At 28.5% G+C, this 18,522-nt stretch carries 24 protein-coding genes; 3 read left to right on the top strand and 21 right to left on the bottom strand.

The window, feature by feature from the left end; all coding sequences use genetic code 11:
• Window positions 1-10: 10 nt before the first annotated feature.
• From ruvB to M2214_RS04145, 8 genes are all read right to left on the bottom strand, one after another.
• On the bottom strand, window positions 11-1,018 hold the full coding sequence (gene ruvB / locus M2214_RS04180; RefSeq protein WP_248483115.1) for a Holliday junction branch migration DNA helicase RuvB: 1,008 nt from the start codon (window positions 1,016-1,018) through the stop codon (window positions 11-13).
• A 15-nt stretch (window positions 1,019-1,033) separates the two neighbouring features.
• On the bottom strand, window positions 1,034-1,627 hold the full coding sequence (ruvA, locus tag M2214_RS04175; RefSeq protein ID WP_248483113.1) for a Holliday junction branch migration protein RuvA: 594 nt from the start codon (window positions 1,625-1,627) through the stop codon (window positions 1,034-1,036).
• Between the two features lie 14 nt (window positions 1,628-1,641).
• Window positions 1,642-2,130, bottom strand: coding sequence for a crossover junction endodeoxyribonuclease RuvC (gene ruvC, locus M2214_RS04170; protein WP_248483111.1), 489 nt, complete (start codon window positions 2,128-2,130; stop codon window positions 1,642-1,644).
• 97 nt (window positions 2,131-2,227) lie between these two features.
• Window positions 2,228-2,851, bottom strand: coding sequence for a hypothetical protein (locus M2214_RS04165; protein WP_248483109.1), 624 nt, complete (start codon window positions 2,849-2,851; stop codon window positions 2,228-2,230).
• A 74-nt stretch (window positions 2,852-2,925) separates the two neighbouring features.
• The gene (locus tag M2214_RS04160) at window positions 2,926-3,120 is read right to left on the bottom strand and encodes a DUF1858 domain-containing protein (protein WP_099187748.1); all 195 of its coding nucleotides are present in this window, start codon (window positions 3,118-3,120) and stop codon (window positions 2,926-2,928) included.
• A gap of 70 nt (window positions 3,121-3,190) precedes the next feature.
• Window positions 3,191-3,850, bottom strand: coding sequence for a nitrite/sulfite reductase domain-containing protein (locus tag M2214_RS04155; RefSeq protein ID WP_248483107.1), 660 nt, complete (start codon window positions 3,848-3,850; stop codon window positions 3,191-3,193).
• A gap of 107 nt (window positions 3,851-3,957) precedes the next feature.
• Window positions 3,958-5,316 (bottom strand): MATE family efflux transporter, encoded by a 1,359-nt coding sequence (locus M2214_RS04150; RefSeq protein ID WP_248483104.1) that lies wholly within the window; start codon window positions 5,314-5,316, stop codon window positions 3,958-3,960.
• A 75-nt stretch (window positions 5,317-5,391) separates the two neighbouring features.
• Window positions 5,392-6,072, bottom strand: a complete 681-nt coding sequence (locus tag M2214_RS04145; RefSeq protein WP_248483103.1) for a superoxide dismutase — start codon at window positions 6,070-6,072, stop codon at window positions 5,392-5,394.
• 215 nt (window positions 6,073-6,287) lie between these two features.
• On the opposite strand from M2214_RS04145, the gene M2214_RS04140 reads away from it, so the two are divergent.
• Window positions 6,288-6,779, top strand: a complete 492-nt coding sequence (locus M2214_RS04140; RefSeq protein WP_248483101.1) for a 4Fe-4S binding protein — start codon at window positions 6,288-6,290, stop codon at window positions 6,777-6,779.
• Between the two features lie 33 nt (window positions 6,780-6,812).
• Here M2214_RS04140 and M2214_RS04135 read toward each other — a convergent pair whose 3' ends face one another.
• Both M2214_RS04135 and M2214_RS04130 read right to left on the bottom strand, forming a co-directional pair.
• Window positions 6,813-7,787, bottom strand: a complete 975-nt coding sequence (locus M2214_RS04135) for a zf-HC2 domain-containing protein (protein ID WP_248483099.1) — start codon at window positions 7,785-7,787, stop codon at window positions 6,813-6,815.
• A gap of 17 nt (window positions 7,788-7,804) precedes the next feature.
• Window positions 7,805-8,374 carry an RNA polymerase sigma factor gene (locus M2214_RS04130; protein WP_248483097.1) on the bottom strand — a complete coding sequence of 190 codons (570 nt, stop codon included), beginning with the start codon at window positions 8,372-8,374 and terminating at the stop codon, window positions 7,805-7,807.
• Window positions 8,375-8,594: 220 nt separating this feature from the next.
• Here M2214_RS04130 and M2214_RS04125 point away from each other — a divergent pair, with 220 nt between their 5' ends.
• On the top strand, window positions 8,595-9,278 hold the full coding sequence (locus M2214_RS04125) for an SIMPL domain-containing protein (protein ID WP_248483095.1): 684 nt from the start codon (window positions 8,595-8,597) through the stop codon (window positions 9,276-9,278).
• A gap of 4 nt (window positions 9,279-9,282) precedes the next feature.
• Here M2214_RS04125 and M2214_RS04120 read toward each other — a convergent pair whose 3' ends face one another.
• The 8 genes from M2214_RS04120 to M2214_RS04085 all read right to left on the bottom strand — a co-directional run bounded on the left by M2214_RS04120 (window position 9,283) and on the right by M2214_RS04085 (window position 15,610).
• The gene (locus M2214_RS04120; protein WP_248483093.1) at window positions 9,283-9,693 is read right to left on the bottom strand and encodes a hypothetical protein; all 411 of its coding nucleotides are present in this window, start codon (window positions 9,691-9,693) and stop codon (window positions 9,283-9,285) included.
• A gap of 116 nt (window positions 9,694-9,809) precedes the next feature.
• The gene (locus tag M2214_RS04115; RefSeq protein WP_248483091.1) at window positions 9,810-11,048 is read right to left on the bottom strand and encodes a leucine-rich repeat domain-containing protein; all 1,239 of its coding nucleotides are present in this window, start codon (window positions 11,046-11,048) and stop codon (window positions 9,810-9,812) included.
• Between the two features lie 92 nt (window positions 11,049-11,140).
• On the bottom strand, window positions 11,141-11,308 hold the full coding sequence (locus tag M2214_RS04110; protein ID WP_248483089.1) for a hypothetical protein: 168 nt from the start codon (window positions 11,306-11,308) through the stop codon (window positions 11,141-11,143).
• Between the two features lie 224 nt (window positions 11,309-11,532).
• Window positions 11,533-12,858 carry an APC family permease gene (locus M2214_RS04105; RefSeq protein ID WP_248483088.1) on the bottom strand — a complete coding sequence of 442 codons (1,326 nt, stop codon included), beginning with the start codon at window positions 12,856-12,858 and terminating at the stop codon, window positions 11,533-11,535.
• A 337-nt stretch (window positions 12,859-13,195) separates the two neighbouring features.
• Window positions 13,196-13,696, bottom strand: a complete 501-nt coding sequence (locus M2214_RS04100; RefSeq protein ID WP_248483086.1) for a hypothetical protein — start codon at window positions 13,694-13,696, stop codon at window positions 13,196-13,198.
• A gap of 13 nt (window positions 13,697-13,709) precedes the next feature.
• Entirely contained in the window at window positions 13,710-14,369 is a 660-nt protein-coding gene (locus tag M2214_RS04095) for a DUF3885 domain-containing protein (RefSeq protein WP_248483084.1), read from the bottom strand.
• A 201-nt stretch (window positions 14,370-14,570) separates the two neighbouring features.
• The gene (locus M2214_RS04090) at window positions 14,571-14,771 is read right to left on the bottom strand and encodes a hypothetical protein (RefSeq protein WP_248483082.1); all 201 of its coding nucleotides are present in this window, start codon (window positions 14,769-14,771) and stop codon (window positions 14,571-14,573) included.
• A gap of 269 nt (window positions 14,772-15,040) precedes the next feature.
• Entirely contained in the window at window positions 15,041-15,610 is a 570-nt protein-coding gene (locus M2214_RS04085) for a recombinase family protein (RefSeq protein ID WP_248483080.1), read from the bottom strand.
• Window positions 15,611-15,814: 204 nt separating this feature from the next.
• On the opposite strand from M2214_RS04085, the gene M2214_RS04080 reads away from it, so the two are divergent.
• Window positions 15,815-16,366 carry a DUF4269 domain-containing protein gene (locus M2214_RS04080; protein WP_248483078.1) on the top strand — a complete coding sequence of 184 codons (552 nt, stop codon included), beginning with the start codon at window positions 15,815-15,817 and terminating at the stop codon, window positions 16,364-16,366.
• A 124-nt stretch (window positions 16,367-16,490) separates the two neighbouring features.
• Here M2214_RS04080 and M2214_RS04075 read toward each other — a convergent pair whose 3' ends face one another.
• The 3 genes from M2214_RS04075 to M2214_RS04065 form a co-directional block, all read right to left on the bottom strand.
• Window positions 16,491-17,114: a chloramphenicol acetyltransferase gene (locus M2214_RS04075; protein WP_248483077.1), complete on the bottom strand. Its 624-nt coding sequence runs from the start codon at window positions 17,112-17,114 to the stop codon at window positions 16,491-16,493.
• A gap of 223 nt (window positions 17,115-17,337) precedes the next feature.
• On the bottom strand, window positions 17,338-17,601 hold the full coding sequence (locus M2214_RS04070; protein WP_248483075.1) for a hypothetical protein: 264 nt from the start codon (window positions 17,599-17,601) through the stop codon (window positions 17,338-17,340).
• A 189-nt stretch (window positions 17,602-17,790) separates the two neighbouring features.
• A complete protein-coding gene (locus M2214_RS04065) occupies window positions 17,791-18,510 on the bottom strand; it encodes a YebC/PmpR family DNA-binding transcriptional regulator (protein ID WP_248483073.1) in 720 nt (239 codons plus the stop codon).
• Between the last annotated feature and the right edge of the window lie 12 nt (window positions 18,511-18,522).

The raw sequence follows: 18,522 nt of genomic DNA, 5'->3' as shown, positions 1-18,522 counted from the left end.
ATTTTTCAAATTACTTCTCATATAGAATATTAAAATGCTTATAAGCATTCACAGTAGCAACTCTACCTCTAGGCTTTCTATCTATAAACCCTAATTGTATTAAATAAGGCTCATAAACATCTTCTATAGTATTTCTATCCTCACCTATTGATGCCGCAAGCGTATCAAGCCCTACTGGCCCTCCAGAGAACTTTTCTATTATATTCATCATAAGCTTTTTATCTACATAATCAAGACCTAAAGAATCGATCTCTAGCATTTCAAGGGCAAGATTTGCTATTTCCTCATTTATCATACCATTTCCTTTGACTTGAGCATAGTCTCTAACCCTCTTTAATAATCTATTTGCAATTCTAGGTGTTCCCCTTGATCTTTTACCTATTTCAATAGCAGCTCTTTCATCTATATCACAACCAAGTATTCCAGATGATCTTTTAACTATACTAGATAACTCATCTACATTATATAAATCAAGTTTACATATAACTCCAAATCTATCTCTTAAAGGAGATGTAAGCATACCCGCTCTTGTAGTTGCCCCTATCAATGTAAACTTCGGAAGATCTAACCTTATAGATCTTGCAGACGGTCCCTTTCCAATTATTATATCCAGACAAAAGTCTTCCATGGCAGGATACAAAACTTCCTCAACATTCCTATTTATCCTATGTATCTCATCTATAAACAAAACATCATTCTCGTTCAAATTAGTAAGTATAGCAGCCAAATCACCAGCTCTTTCAATAGCCGGCCCGGATGTTATCCTTATATTAACACCCATCTCATTAGATATTATAGTAGAAAGAGTGGTTTTACCAAGTCCCGGTGGCCCATATAATAAAACATGATCCAACTGCTCTCCCCTATTTTTTGCTGCCTCTATAAATATTTTAAGCTTTTCTTTAGCCTTCTCTTGACCCAAGTAACCACCAAGATTTTTAGGTCTTAAGCTGCTCTCTATATCAACATCCTCATTTTTCATACCAGAAGTTATAATTCTATCCTCTTCAGTAAACATTCAAATCCTCCTTCTTTACTTCATCAAATACATAAGACACTTCTTTATAAGTTCTTCAGTATCACCGCATTCTTTCTTCAACTTATTAGTAGCCTCTTTTGCCTCAGCTAGAGAATATCCTAGTGCTACTAAAGCTTGTACAGCTTCATCTTTTTCAAGTATATTTTTATTAGATGCAGTAAGTAATGTTTGCTCAAATTCAACATTATGCTTGTCTATCTTATCCTTAAGCTCAAGTATCATTCTCTCAGCAGTTTTCTTCCCGACACCAGGCGCCTTAGATAAAGCCCCTATATCTTCACTCAATATGAATGCACCTAATCTTTTAGGCTCTGCAAATGACAATATCCCAAGTGCAACCTTAGGGCCTATTTTTGAAACTGAATTTAAAAGTTCAAACATTTTAAGCTCTTCTTGAGTTTTAAAGCCACATATACTCATATCATCTTCTCTAACTATAAGCTTTGTATATATCTTTACTTCCTCATTTTTCTTGACTTGGCATATAGTATTTTGAGATGTATTTATTCTATAACCTATCCCATTACACTCAACAACTATAAAATCAATATTAATCTCTTCTACTATACCCTTTATATATTGATACATAATTTCCTCCCTATTTATCCTATTATTTTTTCAAGTCTGTTAGAATGGCAATGGCATATAGCAACAGCCAACGCATCTGCAACATCATCCGGCTTTGGAACTTCTCTCAAATTAAGAAGTGATTTAACCATAGTTTGAACTTGAGCCTTTTGTGCCCTACCATAACCTACTACTCCTTGTTTTACCTGTAAAGGAGTGTATTCATACGTTTTTATATCGTTATGAGCACATGCAAGCATAGCAACCCCTCTAGCCTGCGCTACAGTTATAGCTGTTTTTACATTTTTATTAAAAAACAGTTCCTCTATTCCAATCTCATCTACATTGTATTTTTTAATAAGTAAATCTAATCCTGCATATATTTTTTCAAGTCTTTTAAACACATCTAACTTAGAAGATGTCTGTATAGACCCATAATCTATAACCTTAAAATTATTTCCTTTATACTCTATAATACCATATCCAAGTATAGCAATACCTGGATCAATTCCCAATACAATCATCTCTTCATCTCCCAAACATATATTCTACATAATTATATAATACTTTTAAAAATAATAAAACCTATGATATTCAATACAGAATACCATAGGTTTTATTTTAGCTTCCGAAATCTTCAAGTCTTTCATTTAGTTCCTCTAAAGAATTTAATATCAGACCAGACTTTATCTGTTCTTGATCTATAGCAGGAAGCGAAGATATTGAAGATTCTGTTTTTTTAAATACATTCTTATTTCCTTTTTCATCGTATTTATATATGATTATGTATCCATTGTCCTCACCTATTTCATAATGCTTATCGCAATAACTATTTATTTCCTCTAGTAATTCAATTTCTTTTGTCTTAAAACTTAGCAATTTGAATTTAGAATAATGCTCCTTTATATACTCTTTAAATTCTGTCTCACTTAATCCAACAGCATCTTTTGGAACAGGATTTTCTGTCGTTTCTACATGCTCGCACTTATCGTATTTAGTAGTTATTTTAAGAACAGTATTCTTATCTACTAATACCTCATCATTTTTTTCAACGGATTCAATTTCAATCTTTTTTCCTTCTTCACTATTTCCGGTATTTTTTTCTTCTTCAGCTTGTACATTTTTGATAACAGGTGTATCTCTATCTTCTTCTTCAAGCATCTTTCCCATATAGAACCCTCCAACAAGGGTTAATATAGCTATAAGCAAAATAGGAATTTTAGAAGATCTTTTTTTCTCAAACATAAAAATAACCTCCTTTTAGAGGTTATTTTATCCATTAAGTATTAATTTATACAATTTTTAGTCAAAATTAATATTTACTCAATTCCTTCATTTAACTTTTTGATTAATTCATCTAAGTTTATACCATGAACAGCAGCAGCTTCTTCTAAACTCTCCATTTGAGCAGATGGGCATCCTATACATCCCATTCCAAATCCCATAAGTATTGGTCCTGCATTAGGGTTGTGTCTTAAAACCTCTGCTATTAACATATCCTTAGTTATTTTCATAATAAATTACCTCCTCATTTTTATCTATTTATAATATTACATTTTATCTAACTATAATATTACCATATATTTATAATTTTTCAACTACATCATTTCTAAATTTTTCAATACCTATTCTATCTATAAAAAATCCTAATTTTTCGCCCATTAAAGCATTCTCATTATAATAATCGAGTATAATCTCTACCAATCTATATGCATCTTCTTCACTCAGATTTTCAGTTATTATATCTGACATTCTCTGATGAAAACCAGCACTTCCACCTGCTGTTATAATAAATCCTTCTTTAGTAGCTATTACACCTACATCTTTTGCATACACACTAGTACATGCATTTCTGCATCCTGCAACGCCTATTTTAGTTCTATTTGGCATTGCTTTTCCGTGAAAGTTTTTACTTATTTTCATACCTATTCTTATAGTGTTCTCCTTAGATCTTTTGCAAAAACCAGCTGGACACATCTCTACATTTTTAATTGAATACTGATTCTTAACCGCTGGCTCCATATCTAAGTCTTTCCATATATTACTTAAATCTTCTTCTTTTAAATTAGTTATCATTATTCTCTGTCCAGATGTTATCTTAAGTATTCCATTATATTTCTTAGCAGTGTCTGCTATTTTTATCATCGTATCTGCAGTTACAAAACCACCTGGTATATGGGGTGTTATAGCAAACGTCCTTTTCCCATCTTTTATCTTTTGTAAATTCCCAAAATGCGCTCCCATCATTCTCACCTCTATTTGTGTAAATCAATTGTACACTTTTTATTATACCCATATTATAGTTTTTTTAAATAGTTTTTTCCGTACCATATGTTACGTATACATTTTTTTTAAAATTCTTCTTGTATTCTATGGTTTCTTAAAGCTATATTTTCTTTAGCAAGCAGTACTAAAGTAATAAAAAACGAACCTATATCAGATATAGGATATGAATAGAAAACACCGTTAACTCCAATAAAATTAGGAAGTATAATAACTAAAGGTATTAGTATAATTATTTGTCTTGATATAGTAAGAACAACAGACTCAGTTGCCTTGCCTATAGCCTGAAACCAACTAGCTCCTATAGCTTGAATTCCAACAACAGGAAGCCCCCAAATCATCATAGAAAGTGCATCTACGCCTATATCTATAGTAGTTTGATCATCTGTAAATATTTTCATAACTTGAATTGGGAATATAAGCACTATTAAAAATCCACCAATACTTAATATAGTAGCATATATATTTGCATATTTTAAACTTTCTTGAACCCGCTTAAACTTTTTAGCTCCATAATTAAATGCAGCTATAGGCTGAAATCCTTGAACTATGCCGTATATAGGCATGAACATAAACATCATAACCCTATTTATTATACCAAGTGCAACAACATAATAATCATTTCCATAGTAAACTAATGTATTATTTACTATAATCATCAATAGACTTCCTGATATTTGTCTAAAGAATGTAGCCATACCCATACTTACTATTTCTTTTACATTTTCTATTGTAAACTTCATATTTGAAATTCTTATTTTAAGCATACTTCTACCATTTAGATAGTACATAAGTATCCAAACAGCGCTACATAATTGGGATATTATAGTAGCAAGAGCTGCTCCAGTAACTCCCATTTTAAATATAAATATAAGTACATAGTCGAGTATTATGTTTACAACAGCTCCAAGCACCATACTTACCATAGCAGTCTTAGCATTCCCCTGTGCTCTTATAGTATGATTTGAAGACATAGCAAAACTATTAATCAATATACCAAACGCTATTACATTCATATACTCTTTAGCATAAAAAAATATATTTGGTGTAGCGCCACACATTATAAGAATCTTATCCATAAAAACAAATATAATAATAGTAAATATAAAATTTATTATTAGATTAAGCGCTACAGCCTCTCCAAGTAGCTTTTCTGCACCCTCTATATTCCCTTCTCCTATTCTTCTTGAAATAGATGCCGATGCTCCAACTCCAACCATTAAAGCTATAGACATCATAACCAACATAATTGGCATAGCAATAGTAACTCCACCTAAAGCTAAAGCTCCAACTCCTTTGCCTATAAATATACCATCCGCTATATTATATAAAGCATTTACAAGCATACCTATTATAGCTGGTATAGAAAATTTTAGCAAAAGTTTGTTCATAGGATAATTTGCCATCATATTCTGTCTTTTGTCCATACTCTTATCTCCTCTTTATCTTAAGTCTCCCAAACGTTCATAATAAAAAAACTATTATTATAAATCATAGTTTTCTTAGTCTTTGCAATAATTAGCCCAACCATACACTTTGTCTATATTAATTTCATCCGAAATACATCTATATTTTCTAGGAATGTCTTTAGTCATTTTTTTGTAATTCATAAATCTTTCGTTAACTACATCCCAATTTATATTTTCAATAAAAACATCAATATATTTATTTCTGTCTATACCAAAATCAATCATATAAGCATGTTCATATACATCCATAACAAGAAGTGGATAAGACATCAGTACTGTCCCCACATCATGTGCGTCAAGCCCATATATATGAAGATTATTATCCAAAGAATCAATAGATAATACTACCCATCCCCTCATTGATAATCCTACATTTTTTAATCTTTTTGTAAAAAATTCATATGATCCATATTTTTTCTGTATTTGATTAAGGATATCTCCATAAGGCAGATTATTTCCACCTACTAAGTTAGAAAAATACAGTTCATGTAGCTTAACACCATCAACAGCATAACTCTGTCCAAGCATCAAACTTCTAGTTTCACTATAAGTAGTATTAGGATTTTCATATAATTTGTTCTCACCTAATATAGTCCATATTTCATTTACTTTGTTTACATAGCCTTCATATAGTTTATAATGTTGGTTTAGTTGATTCAAAGTCATTCCATTTACATCTTCAAAATCGTACTTTTTAGCTTGTATATACTCCATACCATCACCCCTTATACTTGATTGCTTAAATTAAGCTACTCTTATATAGTATGTAGTACCTATTTAAAATGCGTGCTTTCTTTTATACGGGTTATCAAAGGAAGTACTTTTTTTCATCGTAATATTAAGATATTCCAAAATAAATATTGACAACATAATCTATATATCGTAATATATCAATATATCGATTTACAGATTTTAAGGAGGTTCTTATAATGAAAAAAAATACTAAAAAAAATAAAAAATCACATATGAACTGGTCTTGGATTTTTATGATTTTATTTATTACATTATCAATTTTGGATATAAGATTCGGAATTCTAGGATTTATTTGCATGACAGTACCAATGTATCATGCTATTAAAGGAAGAGGTAAGGTTCATTGTTCTCACTACTGCCCTCGTGGGTCATTATTAGGTAAATTTCTAAATAATATAAGTCTTCAAAACAATTTACCTAAATCATTTAAAAGTAAAACTGTAAAAAATATATTACTAAGCTTAATGTTTATAATGCTTACTATATCTTTAATACATGCAGGTCTTGATATTAAAAAAATAGGTTTTTCAATTTTTAGATTTATGATGGCATCTCTTGCAGTTGGTATTATAATGGGTGTAGTGTTTAAACCAAGAAGTTGGTGCCAAGTATGTCCTATGGGGCATGCCACTGGACTAATAGATAAGCAAATAAAAAAATCAGCTTAAAAATAGGTCTTGATGAAATATCAAGACCTACTTTTATTTTTGTATATTTATTTCATATACAACCTCATTATAAACTTTATGTTTATCGTTTTCGTCATGTAGTATATAACTTATATTAATAGTTCCTTCTTTGATAGCTTTAAATTTCCATGTATACGAATAATTTTTTTCATCTTCAGAAACACTCTGAGATATAAACTCGATTAAACTATTCTCATCCTCACATACCATAGAATACTTAGTTCCTTTTGAATTTTGAAGTGTAATTTCAAAACTTTCTCCAACCTTAACATTCTTTTGATATTCATTATTCATGCTAAATTGAGCTATACTTCTAGTCTTTTGTTCTAAAGGTTCATCTGAAGCCATTTGAATATTCATTATATCATTATTCTCACTTTGTTCATTTTGAACAATTGGCTCATTTTGAACAGTTTGTATGTTTTGATCAGGCTTTTGATTATCTACAGAAGATTTCATACTATAATCAGATGAGACTTCTTTTTTCTTAGGTGCACTTGTACTAGTTTTTTCATTATCAGAAACTGTAGACACTATATCCACGTTCTCCATATTAACATTGCCATCTTCAACATTTTCCATGTTACTATCTTGCATAGGACTTTGCTGTGCATCTTCGTTATTAGAAGTCTCACTAATTTCTATATTACTACTTTCTTGAGTATCTATAGTCTTTAACTTGTCAATATTTTGTGTACTAAAAAACACTATAGCTAACGATGCAGCAATATACATATATTTACTCCATTTTCTTTTCCCTTTGACTCTCTCATTATTTAATTTTTTTCTTAATGTTTCATCATAATTGTCAGGTAGAGGAACCTGGTCAACACTATTTAAGCTATCTATCAAAACAAGCATTTGTTCATACTCACATCTACACTGATCACAATTGTTCATATGATTTTCAAATTCATGCTTATCATTGTCATCTAAAATATCATCTATGTAATAAGAAATATTTTCTCTGAATTTATCACAGTTCATGGGGTTTCTCCTTTCATTTAATAAAGATATTCTTCCTTCATACTTTGTGTTAATATCTCTTTTAGATTTTCCCGACCTCGCTTGATCCTGGATTTAACAGTTCCTAGCGAAGAATCTGTTATATTAGCTATTTCTTCATAACTAAAACCCTGTATATCTCGTAATATGATTGCTGTTTTTTGAATAGGCGATAATTTATCTATTGCATCCCGTATTTGCTGAGTTTCTATTTTTTTATCTAATATTTTTTCTGGATTGTTCTCAATATAATCATCTTGCTTATTAATAATCTCTTCATTTATAGGTATAACCTTATTTTTCTCATTTTTCTTCATGTAATCAAGACAAGTATTCATAACTATTCTATATAGCCAAGTCGAAAAAGAAGATTTCTGGTTAAAATTTTTGATATACCTATACACCTTAATCAAGGCTTCTTGGGATATATCCATAGCATCATCCGGGTTCTTTACAATTCCCAAGGCTATATTGTACGCAGTCTGCTTATATTTATCTATAAGCTTTTCAAACGCATCAATATCACCATCTATGCACCTTTTAATTAATTGATTTTCATTTAAATCCAAGTTCTACCCTCCTTAAACTTAAAAGCCCCCTTGTACTTATTAGACGACTTTTAATCAAAAAAGTTTCATTTATCTATGTAATACATCTATTTTATAACAAAACCGTAAAATATGATATGAATATAAATTCCATCTAATACAATAAATCTCATTCACAACATTTAACTATTGTTCATATTATGGAAGTATTCAGCGAAAAATTTTTAAAAGGAGGTTTCTAATGATTCCATATACCCCTTCATACCATAAAAGACCTACAATGAATAGAAACGACGATAATAAACCAAATAACGACGGAACAATATCAGTTGTAGGAACAGCATCTATACAAGTACCACCAGACATGGCAACAGTAACAGTAGGTGTTATAACCCAAGATAAAGATTTACAAAGAGCACAAGCTGAAAACACAAAACAAACAAACAACGTTATTAAGAGTTTGAACAACATAGGAATTGAGGATGAGGACATACAAACTATAGATTATTCAGTAAATATAAACTACGATTATATAAATGGAAAGCAAAAATTTAGAAACTATGAAGTAAGACATATACTTCAAGTAACCGTAAAAGATATAGATCAAGTAGGAGAGGTTTACGATGTAGCAATCAAAAATGGGGCAAACATACAGGGCGGAGTAACCTTTGGATTATCCAATGAAAAATATTATTATGACAAAACTTTAGATTTAGCAGTTAAAGACTCTGTAAGAAAAGCAAATAATATAGCAAGTTCATTAAATACAAAAGTTAATAATATACCTTCAAGCATAAAAGAAACATCATTTGGTCAAGCTGAAGTATATCCTACAACTTATACAGCTAAAAGTAGTGCACCACCTATTCAAAGCGGACTTATAGAAGTTTCTGCACAAGTAAATGCTACATTTAAAATGATTTAAAAATTTAGTACCACCCACTATATTCTTCATCATCTTTGCCACTTAATATATGAATATCATAAGGAGTATAATCCTGTATAAGTTTTTCATTATAATACACTAATTCTTCTACATCAACTTCATCCATACTGTTTATCAAAGTATTATATATATCCATATTTTTTTCCTTAAGATTCATAAATTCAGTGCCTACAATGCCAATGTTAGCTTCTAAATATGCATTATATACTTTACAAGGGGTACTATAATTTTTATCCGTTATTAAAGTTTTGAATTTTCTAGTTTCCTCTAAATACTCTCGACTATATTTTATTAGATCGTCTAAATTATCTTGTTTTAAGTTTATATTATTTATACTTTCTTTTAATCTATTGCTCTTTTTAATAATTTTGCTCCACACAGTTATAATATTCATAAATTTTCCTCCAAATCTAAATATTTAAATCTAAATAATATATATAATAAAAAATGAGAGTTTAGATCTAAACTCTCATTTTTTATTATATATATTATTTTCAATTAGCCTTCATTTCATTCTAATTCAAAGTCTTTACTATCTATATTTTCATAGTAAGTTTTAACAGGTGTATAATCCTTTATATCATTTCCATACTCCATATATAAACTTTCAATGTTTTTTAATTCTTTTAAACAGCCTATGTCTTCAATTTTATTTTCAATTATGTACAATCCTTTTAAATTAGTAAGGTTAGCTAAGGGCTTAATATCACTAATTTGATTTCCATTTAAAGAAAGTTGTTCTAATTTAGTCAAGTTAGACAAGCTATCTATATTTTGTATACTATTTCTTTGTAGATATAATTCATTTAGATTAACTAATACTTTTAATGAATCTATATCTCTTATATGATTTTCAGCTAGATACAATTTTTTAAGATTAATTAAATTTGATAAAGATCCTATTTTCTGAATACCATTTCCATTTAAAGATAATTCCTCTATATTAATAAGGTTTTTCAACGGCTTTATATCTTTAATTTTATTCCTTTGAAGATGTAAAACCTTTAATTTAGTAAGATATTTAATTTCTTCTATATTATCTAAATAATTATTATCCAAATAAAGTTTTTCTAAATTCACAAATTTAGATAATCCATCCAAATCTTTTATATCCCAATCACTCAATTTTAGTTCCTTAATATTTTTAACATCACTTTCAAGTATATCTCCTGTTGGCTTATTTATACTCTCCCTTACAGCTTTTTCTAAATTATTGTCAGCAAACTCTATTATACTAAGACGACTAGTTATACTAAGACCTTTTTGCTCATCCCAATCAGATTTTAGTCCAAATTCATCTACAACAAATCTCCATGTAAGCGGAAAATATGTTACATATCTAAAATTAAGTATAGGATATTCTTCCTTTGAGTTATCTATCTTTTTTCCATTTACCTCTATATTAAACTCCGGTATTATAGCAAGATACTTTACATCTAAAGAATTATTTCCTGTTGAATCCATTTTTATATCGCCTATTTCATTTAATTTTGAAACTTTTAGACCTTCTACTTCATCCCATGATGTTTGTAAACCTAAAGCCTTACTACAATCCCAGGTCATAGGAACATAAGTTACATAATTGTACACTATAAAAGGATATTTGCTATGTACATTATCAACCTTAACTCCATTAATTATAATATCAAACTTTGGAATCTCTACACCAACCCTCTTTTCCTGCGCATTAATATTTAGAGGAGAAGAAATTATCATTACTAACAAAATTAATACATATACTTTTTTCACCCTAACCAATCCCCCTTTTCTTCATTCTGTAATATTATACAAAATTTAGGATAAGTTTGGCAAATGTTTTGATTTAGAATTTTCAAAATTTTCTATTTCAAAATTCTTTCTGAATCAACTTTAAAACTTAGTTTCTCCAATTCTTCTATCATTTTTATCAATTCTTTATTATCTCTATCTCCTAGCAATGCTTTCTTCTCTATTGTTAATCTAAACAAACTAAGTGATATTAAGTCTAATTCTCTTTTATTTAAATTCATTATGAATTCCCCCTTTTAAATGTTCATCTCAAAACTCCATACAAATCTCTTTTTTTAATATTAACATTAAATACAATAAAAAAACTAGATATTAGTCACCTTTTTAAGTGTATAATATCTAGTTTAAGATTCATAATATAGAAATTATATTTTTAGTATTATATGATTTTTTTAATTTTTCTTTATAAAATATATATTTTTTAAGTTTAAATCTTATATAATTTTTAATTTGCTTCTTTTCTGTAGAATAGTAAGCCAGAAAAGAATACAACAGTAGAAATTCCTAAATCAATTAATACAGAAGGCTTAGAAAGTCCACCATATACAACTATTGAAGCCCCTAGAAGAGCAAGTATAGGAATAATGATTCTTTTCACAGTTGATAAGTCCTTCATTTTTATCATAAACGCAATGTAAATAACTATATAGAATGCATAAATTAAAGCTATTGGTAATTCTGAAATATCTATGAACATTCCGCCAGGAAATGATCCTGCAAAATTCATATACCAAATTATTAAATATCCACAAATCAGACCAAAACTCGCCATAGCTGAATTAGTAGGCATATTAGTTTTAGTATCTACTTTAGAAAAAAACTCAGGCTTTATACCTTGTCCACGAATAGCTAATGAATAAAAAGCACGTGAACCTCCAAGTATAAGTCCATTAAGCGTACCCAGACATGATACTATTATAAATGTAGTAAGAATAGATGCTCCTAAACTTCCAAATACAACACTGGCAGCAAGATTAACAGCATTGTCCCCTTGTTCTAAAATAGTCTCAGCGGGAATAATTCCTACTATACCAAGGAAATAAGAAATATATATAACTACTATAGCTAAACTTCCAAATATAAGAGCCTTAGGAAGAGTCTTTTTAGAATCCTTTATTTCCCCATTAATCGTCGTTGCAATAATCCAACCTTCATATGCAAAAGCTGTTCCAAGTACAGCAGCTGCAAATCCATTTCCTCCAGTAACTGCACTTGTTGCTGTAGAAAAATTCTCAACTAAGATTCCCTTATTCACCCCTTGGAATATACCAACTATAGCTATAATAATTAAGGGAACGATTTTAATTGCTGTTGAAGCAACCTGGAACTTTCCTGATAGTATAGGTGATAAGTAGTTCATAATATATATTCCTAACATATATATAGCAGACATAATCCACACAAAGTTACCTTCTTGATTAAGTAAAATAGCAGTATAATTAGCAGCTACCCACGCTAGTACCGCAGCTAGTGCTGGATAATAAATAATTGCATTAAACCAACCTATTAAATAAGCAAACCTTTCTGAAACTATCCCCTCAGCATAATCAACTATTCCATTAGACCTTTCAAACCTATTAGAACACTCTGCAAAAACTAAAGCTCCGAAAATCATAGAGATTGCTCCAACGATCCAAGCAATTAAAGCTGTTTTTACATTTCCTCCTGAAGCCATAAGAATGTTATCAGCCTTAAAGAATACTCCTGATCCGATTACTATACCAATAACCATAGCAATCGTGGTCCAAAGACCATATTTCTTTTCCATCATAGTTCATACCTCCTTTTAAACACTAATTTGATTCTAAAATTATATCCAGAATTATAATTTAATATATTATATAATACAATTTGAGAAAATTCTATATTTTACGACATTTTTTTATATAAAATTTTATTTTTCCTTATAATGTATATTTTTCTATACTCTATACTTAAAATTTATAGGTGTATTTATCATTTAACTATGTTTATTAAACTCAAAAACACTTCAAATTCTAAGTATTTGTAAATAATAAAAAGCTGCTTGCCAAACAAATTTGACAAGCAGTCTGTAAATCTAATTTATTATAATTTTTTAGATTGGCTTTTTCACTTTAATCACCTTATTAATATTTGTTATATCCAAACCCTACTCCACCATCAATTTTTCCTTTAAATGCATTTATTATTTTATCTTTACACTTATTTCTTAGTATAATTTTTTTAGTTTTACCGTTTATGACTAAATTCAACTTTAATTCTTTAGAAGAGTGGAAATCTATCTTATAGGATTCTATATCTTCATATTTATAATTTTTCATACCTGTGATAACTCCACTAGAATATATAATAAACACACCTCTAGAGGCCAACAAGCTCAGAATTATACTTATAATTAAAGCATCTTGTACACTTGATTTTTTAACTAACATTGTTTTAACAAAGAATATAACAGAAAATAATATTATCATCTTCAACACACTGTATATTATATTTAGACTATGTACTCTTTTAGATGATGAAAATATAATTTCTGAACCATCTAACATTTTTTCAACCTTTTTTTCATAGTATATAGAAGCAATAATTACAACTAAAACTCCAAATATATATAATTTCCACTCCATATCACTAATCCCCTTATTTATTATTAAATACCCTATCCATCTTTTTTATATCGTACTCCATCAACCATGCATTATATTTATTATATAAATGCTGTAAATCATCTTTTTTATAACCTATAACATCAAATCCTCTATCATCATACAAGTTGTAAATTATATTTTTATTTATATTAACAAAAAAACATCCTTCGTAAACTTTAGGATTTAAGCCTATTTCATGATTTGCTATTGCTTCTAATAAATCTTTTGTTCTTATATCCTTAACTTTGCATTTCAAAACATATTGATATGTAACTATATTTTCTTCTTCGTCCCAATTATAAAGATAATATGGTAATTTAACTATATCAATGCTTTTAATTAAATTCTTATTTCTTATATAATGCTTAAATACATCTATATTTTTAACATTTGGTATGTCTTGCTCAAAACCTTTCCTACTATTTACTACAAGAAATAGATCATCATTCTTATCATTTATCGCTTTAAATAATAATTGAGATTTTATATATAGATTCTTTACATATCTTTCAAATTCATTATTATACGATGGACTATTTAATCCTGTCCTAAATCTTAACCCTATGTCAGTGTTATAAAAAAGCCCCAAGGATAATTTTAACTGTGGAAAGTATTTATTCATATAATTATTAAATAAATCTATATTTTTCATTTATTCTGTCTCACCTACTCTAGTTTTTGTTGATATACTCTTATACATTGGTAATTATATCAAAAATTCAAAATTTTTGTAGATATTAATTGTGTTTTTTTCCAAATACTTACTAAAAAGGAGTTTAAACAAAAAAATCCCCCTTAAAGGGAGATATCACTATTTCATATCATCATATCTATAAATTTTTATATTATAATATCAAATAAATTTTTTTGGAAAAAGAAAATTAAACCTTGTAGATATTGATAGCATAGGAACGCTAATAACCATATCAAAAATAACAGACAACCCAAAATCTCTTTCAGCCTGTGCTTCTACAGTAAATATTACTTTGTCAGCTATTATAATAAAAGTTATTAGAGCAATGCCTTGATTATCAGAGATAAACTCTTTGTTCATTATTATTCCTCTAAAATTTAGGTAATTACTATCTTAACTACTTGTTATAATATTTAAATAAAATACAGTATTAAATAATTTTCCCAAAACAGAGCAATTCTATTAAATAAACCTGTTTGTATATACAAAAATCACCTTTTTATACAAACATATTATCTAAATATGTTTGTAAATATGACAATTAACAACACCCCTTTCATTATTTATTATACACATTATGTTAAAATAAGGAAATCAAAGAATATAATCTAGTTATCATCCATCTGCTCCTATTGTGCTTTTCTTTTTCTTACTTCTCTTATTAGAGTACTTTTACTTATTCCCGTTATCTGTACTACTTCGTTATAACTATTATCTTCTAGCATACTTATAGCATGGTTTAATTGTTTAGGAGTATACTTCTTTGGTCTGCCTTCTTTAAAACCTTTCTTCTTCTTTGCTATTGCTTTTCCTTCTTGTGTTCTTTCTATAATCATCGCTCTTTCAAACTCTGAAAATGCTAATAAATTAGTTACTATCAATCTTCCTATAGGAGTATTATCTATCCATCTCATATTTAGTATATGTATTTTAACATTCTTGCTTCTTAGCCTATCTATGTATTCAAGACCTTCCTTAGTTGTTTTACAGAATCTATCTAATTTAGTTACAACTAATTTATCTCCATCTTTTAACTCTTTTAAGATCTCATTAAATATAAATCTCTCTTTTTCTCCACTATAGCTTTCCTCTTTTATAATTGCTTCAGGATATTCTTTTAAGATTTTCTCTCTCTGCTCCTCTATACTATTTCCATCCAGTTGCCCTTTTGTACTTACTCTTGCATATCCATATATCATAACTTCACCTCTGGTTTTTGAATATAAGTTTTGACGCCATTATATGTATTGATTATACGTTATGCCCAAACAGGTGCCAATACTTAGAAGTTATGACACTTTTAAATGTATTTTTTCGGAATAGCATTCAATTTACTTAGAGCATTATAAAGGATATAATAGAGTTCTTAAAAAATGTTTATGAAACGATATCTAGGAGGTAATATGTACAATAAAAACTGGAAAGATATATCTTATTTAAAAGCAGGTAATGACAAACAAAGAAAGAGTTATGAAATACTTACGCATATAAAAATATTTAATATATTATCTGAGTATAACCCCATATTAGTGGGAACTATACCTCTAGGAATTGATATAGAAAATAGTGATTTAGATATAATTTGTAAAGTAAATCATTTTGAAAAATTCAAAAATATATTGATAGATAATTTTGCAATATATAAAGATTTTAAAATCACATACAAAGAAGAATTTGTGACAATATGTAACTTTATAGTAGAAGGTATAGAAATTGAAATTTATGGTTCAACTTATGACACCGAGAAATCAAATGGATATAGGCATATGATTGTCGAAGATAGGTTATTGAATTTATATGGAGATAATTTTAGAAAAGATATAATAGATTTAAAAATCAATGGATTGAAAACAGAACCAGCTTTTGCAAAAGTTTTAAAATTAGAAGATAATCCCTATAAACAGTTATTATTACTTGAAACATATAGTGATGAAGAATTATATAAAAAATACTAAAATTTTATGTTCAGTAAGACAATTACTTTTCTATAACATACCGAAGCACAACAAATAGCATAGGAGTTTACCGTCTATGCTACTGATTATGTATATAATTTTTTAGAAATATTACCTTTTATTATTATATTTCATTAAGAAATTTCTGCAATCTTTCAATATAATTACCTACATGAACGCCATCTAAAAGCATATGATTTACTTGTATAGAATATGGTAATAAAATCTTACCATTATCATTGAAGTATTTTCCAAAAGATATTCTTGGAATAGAATCCTCTTTATTCATTACAATTTCATTTGATATACTTGTGAAAGATATCCAAGGAATACAAGAGAAGTATATTAACTCATCTTGATTAACATTAGTTTCAGGAAAATAATTTGTTTGTTTAATTGACTTTTCTTTTGCCTTATTTGAAAATTCAATAATATTACTTTCTAAATCTAGACTTACAATTTTAAATAAGTTTTCAGAAGGCCCCATATCCGCAAAGGATGGTTGTAACTTATCATGAAGGATAATTTCTCCATTTCTAATTTTATAACGAAAATCTTCTATTTGATTCATTACATATGTAGATGCATAAATCATACTATAGTAAAATGAAATTTCATTACTTTTTACAAACTTAAAAAAATTAGTTACATCAACATTTAAACATATATTAAATTGTGGATTATCTACTTTTTCAAAAAATTTGTAATGATTTTTTCTCTTCCAAGTATCAAAATTAATATTCTGCATATTTACCTCCTAAATACATTTTCACATACTATTATAAAATAACTTTAATTATATACGCAATAAATTAGTTCCTAAAAATACATGTAAAATCTATTATTATATCTAATTATGCTATTTATTCAAAAAGGAGTCATTACTTAAAAGTTATGACACTTGCAAGTAAACGGAATAAAATAAAAATAGACTCGTAAATGAGTCCATCTATAAATTATTATATTTTTTCTTAAAAGAATTTATCAACAACATTAGTTGTAATAAAATATTCAATGCCTACTATAACCACACAACAACCACCAAAAGCGAATAACTTCATTTGCGAAAACCATTCATTCAGATAATCTCCATTGCGTATAGAAAGCCAAGCTGGATTATCAGAAGATATAAAGCACTCGTAAAAACCACTCATATTATTAAAAAACTTTTTGAATAAGTATTTGTATATTGGAATATTAACAATGATTAAAATGAGTAATATAATCTTTTCCATTTTATTCCCTCCAATTTCTGATATATGATTAGATTATATACCATATATTCTATACTTCAATAAAAAAATATACTCATTTTAAAGTCTATCCCATCAGTTCTATTTTGATATACAAAAAATCACCCTCCTACCTAGTCATATTAGATATATGCCTATATAAAAAGGTGATATTTCAATACTTTCTAAATATTACTCTTCCATTTCCCAGTTATGGTAAACTTCTTGTATATCATCATCATCTTCCATCATATCTATCATCTTGTTCATAGCCTTAACTAAATCTTCAGTATCAAGCTTTGCAGTAGTTTGAGGAAGCATCTTTACATCTGCTGCTATAAACTCATATCCTTTTTCTTTTAATGCACCACTTACAGCACTAAAATCTTCTGGAGCTGTTAATACTTCAAATCCATCTTCTTCACTTATGAAATCTTCAGCACCAGCTTCTAAAGCTACATCCATTAATTCTTCTTCATCTATACCTTCACTACCTATCATTATTTGACCTTTTCTATCAAACATGAATCCAACGCATCCTGAAGTTCCTAGGTTTCCACCATTTTTATCAAAGTAGTATCTTACGTTTCCAGCAGTTCTGTTCTTGTTATCAGTTAAAGCTTCTACTATAACCGCAACTCCACCTGGTCCATAACCTTCGTATACAACAGCCTCGTAGTTATCTCCTTCAGTTCCACCTGCACCTTTTTTAACAGCTCTATCTATATTATCATTAGGCATGTTGTTAGCCTTAGCCTTGTCTATAGCAGTTTTTAAAGCCGCATTATATTCAGGATCTCCTCCACCTTGTCTAGCCGCAACAGTTATAAGTCTTGCATACTTTGTAAATATTTGAGCTCTCTTAGCATCTTGCTTACCTTTTCTGTTAATTATATTTCCTATACGTCCCACGATTTCTCACTC

The sequence above is a fragment of the Tepidibacter aestuarii genome, from assembly GCF_934924865.1.
Classification (GTDB): domain Bacteria; phylum Bacillota; class Clostridia; order Peptostreptococcales; family Peptostreptococcaceae; genus Tepidibacter_A; species Tepidibacter_A aestuarii.
Note: the sequence above shows the minus strand (reverse complement) of the source record. Positions and strands in the feature narration are given on the sequence as shown.

What these genes read in the sequence shown, in the direction of transcription:
- ruvB (WP_248483115.1), bottom strand. Translation starts at nt 1,018, where the DNA reads ATGTTTACTGAAGAGGATAGAATTATAACTTCTGGTATGAAAAATGAG.
- ruvA (WP_248483113.1), bottom strand. Translation starts at nt 1,627, where the DNA reads ATGTATCAATATATAAAGGGTATAGTAGAAGAGATTAATATTGATTTT.
- ruvC (WP_248483111.1), bottom strand. Translation starts at nt 2,130, where the DNA reads ATGATTGTATTGGGAATTGATCCAGGTATTGCTATACTTGGATATGGT.
- M2214_RS04165 (WP_248483109.1), bottom strand. Translation starts at nt 2,851, where the DNA reads ATGTTTGAGAAAAAAAGATCTTCTAAAATTCCTATTTTGCTTATAGCT.
- M2214_RS04160 (WP_099187748.1), bottom strand. Translation starts at nt 3,120, where the DNA reads ATGAAAATAACTAAGGATATGTTAATAGCAGAGGTTTTAAGACACAAC.
- M2214_RS04155 (WP_248483107.1), bottom strand. Translation starts at nt 3,850, where the DNA reads ATGGGAGCGCATTTTGGGAATTTACAAAAGATAAAAGATGGGAAAAGG.
- M2214_RS04150 (WP_248483104.1), bottom strand. Translation starts at nt 5,316, where the DNA reads ATGGACAAAAGACAGAATATGATGGCAAATTATCCTATGAACAAACTT.
- M2214_RS04145 (WP_248483103.1), bottom strand. Translation starts at nt 6,072, where the DNA reads ATGGAGTATATACAAGCTAAAAAGTACGATTTTGAAGATGTAAATGGA.
- M2214_RS04140 (WP_248483101.1), top strand. Translation starts at nt 6,288, where the DNA reads ATGAAAAAAAATACTAAAAAAAATAAAAAATCACATATGAACTGGTCT.
- M2214_RS04135 (WP_248483099.1), bottom strand. Translation starts at nt 7,787, where the DNA reads ATGAACTGTGATAAATTCAGAGAAAATATTTCTTATTACATAGATGAT.
- M2214_RS04125 (WP_248483095.1), top strand. Translation starts at nt 8,595, where the DNA reads ATGATTCCATATACCCCTTCATACCATAAAAGACCTACAATGAATAGA.
- M2214_RS04120 (WP_248483093.1), bottom strand. Translation starts at nt 9,693, where the DNA reads ATGAATATTATAACTGTGTGGAGCAAAATTATTAAAAAGAGCAATAGA.
- M2214_RS04110 (WP_248483089.1), bottom strand. Translation starts at nt 11,308, where the DNA reads ATGAATTTAAATAAAAGAGAATTAGACTTAATATCACTTAGTTTGTTT.
- M2214_RS04105 (WP_248483088.1), bottom strand. Translation starts at nt 12,858, where the DNA reads ATGATGGAAAAGAAATATGGTCTTTGGACCACGATTGCTATGGTTATT.
- M2214_RS04100 (WP_248483086.1), bottom strand. Translation starts at nt 13,696, where the DNA reads ATGGAGTGGAAATTATATATATTTGGAGTTTTAGTTGTAATTATTGCT.
- M2214_RS04095 (WP_248483084.1), bottom strand. Translation starts at nt 14,369, where the DNA reads ATGAAAAATATAGATTTATTTAATAATTATATGAATAAATACTTTCCA.
- M2214_RS04090 (WP_248483082.1), bottom strand. Translation starts at nt 14,771, where the DNA reads ATGAACAAAGAGTTTATCTCTGATAATCAAGGCATTGCTCTAATAACT.
- M2214_RS04085 (WP_248483080.1), bottom strand. Translation starts at nt 15,610, where the DNA reads ATGATATATGGATATGCAAGAGTAAGTACAAAAGGGCAACTGGATGGA.
- M2214_RS04080 (WP_248483078.1), top strand. Translation starts at nt 15,815, where the DNA reads ATGTACAATAAAAACTGGAAAGATATATCTTATTTAAAAGCAGGTAAT.
- M2214_RS04075 (WP_248483077.1), bottom strand. Translation starts at nt 17,114, where the DNA reads ATGCAGAATATTAATTTTGATACTTGGAAGAGAAAAAATCATTACAAA.
- M2214_RS04070 (WP_248483075.1), bottom strand. Translation starts at nt 17,601, where the DNA reads ATGGAAAAGATTATATTACTCATTTTAATCATTGTTAATATTCCAATA.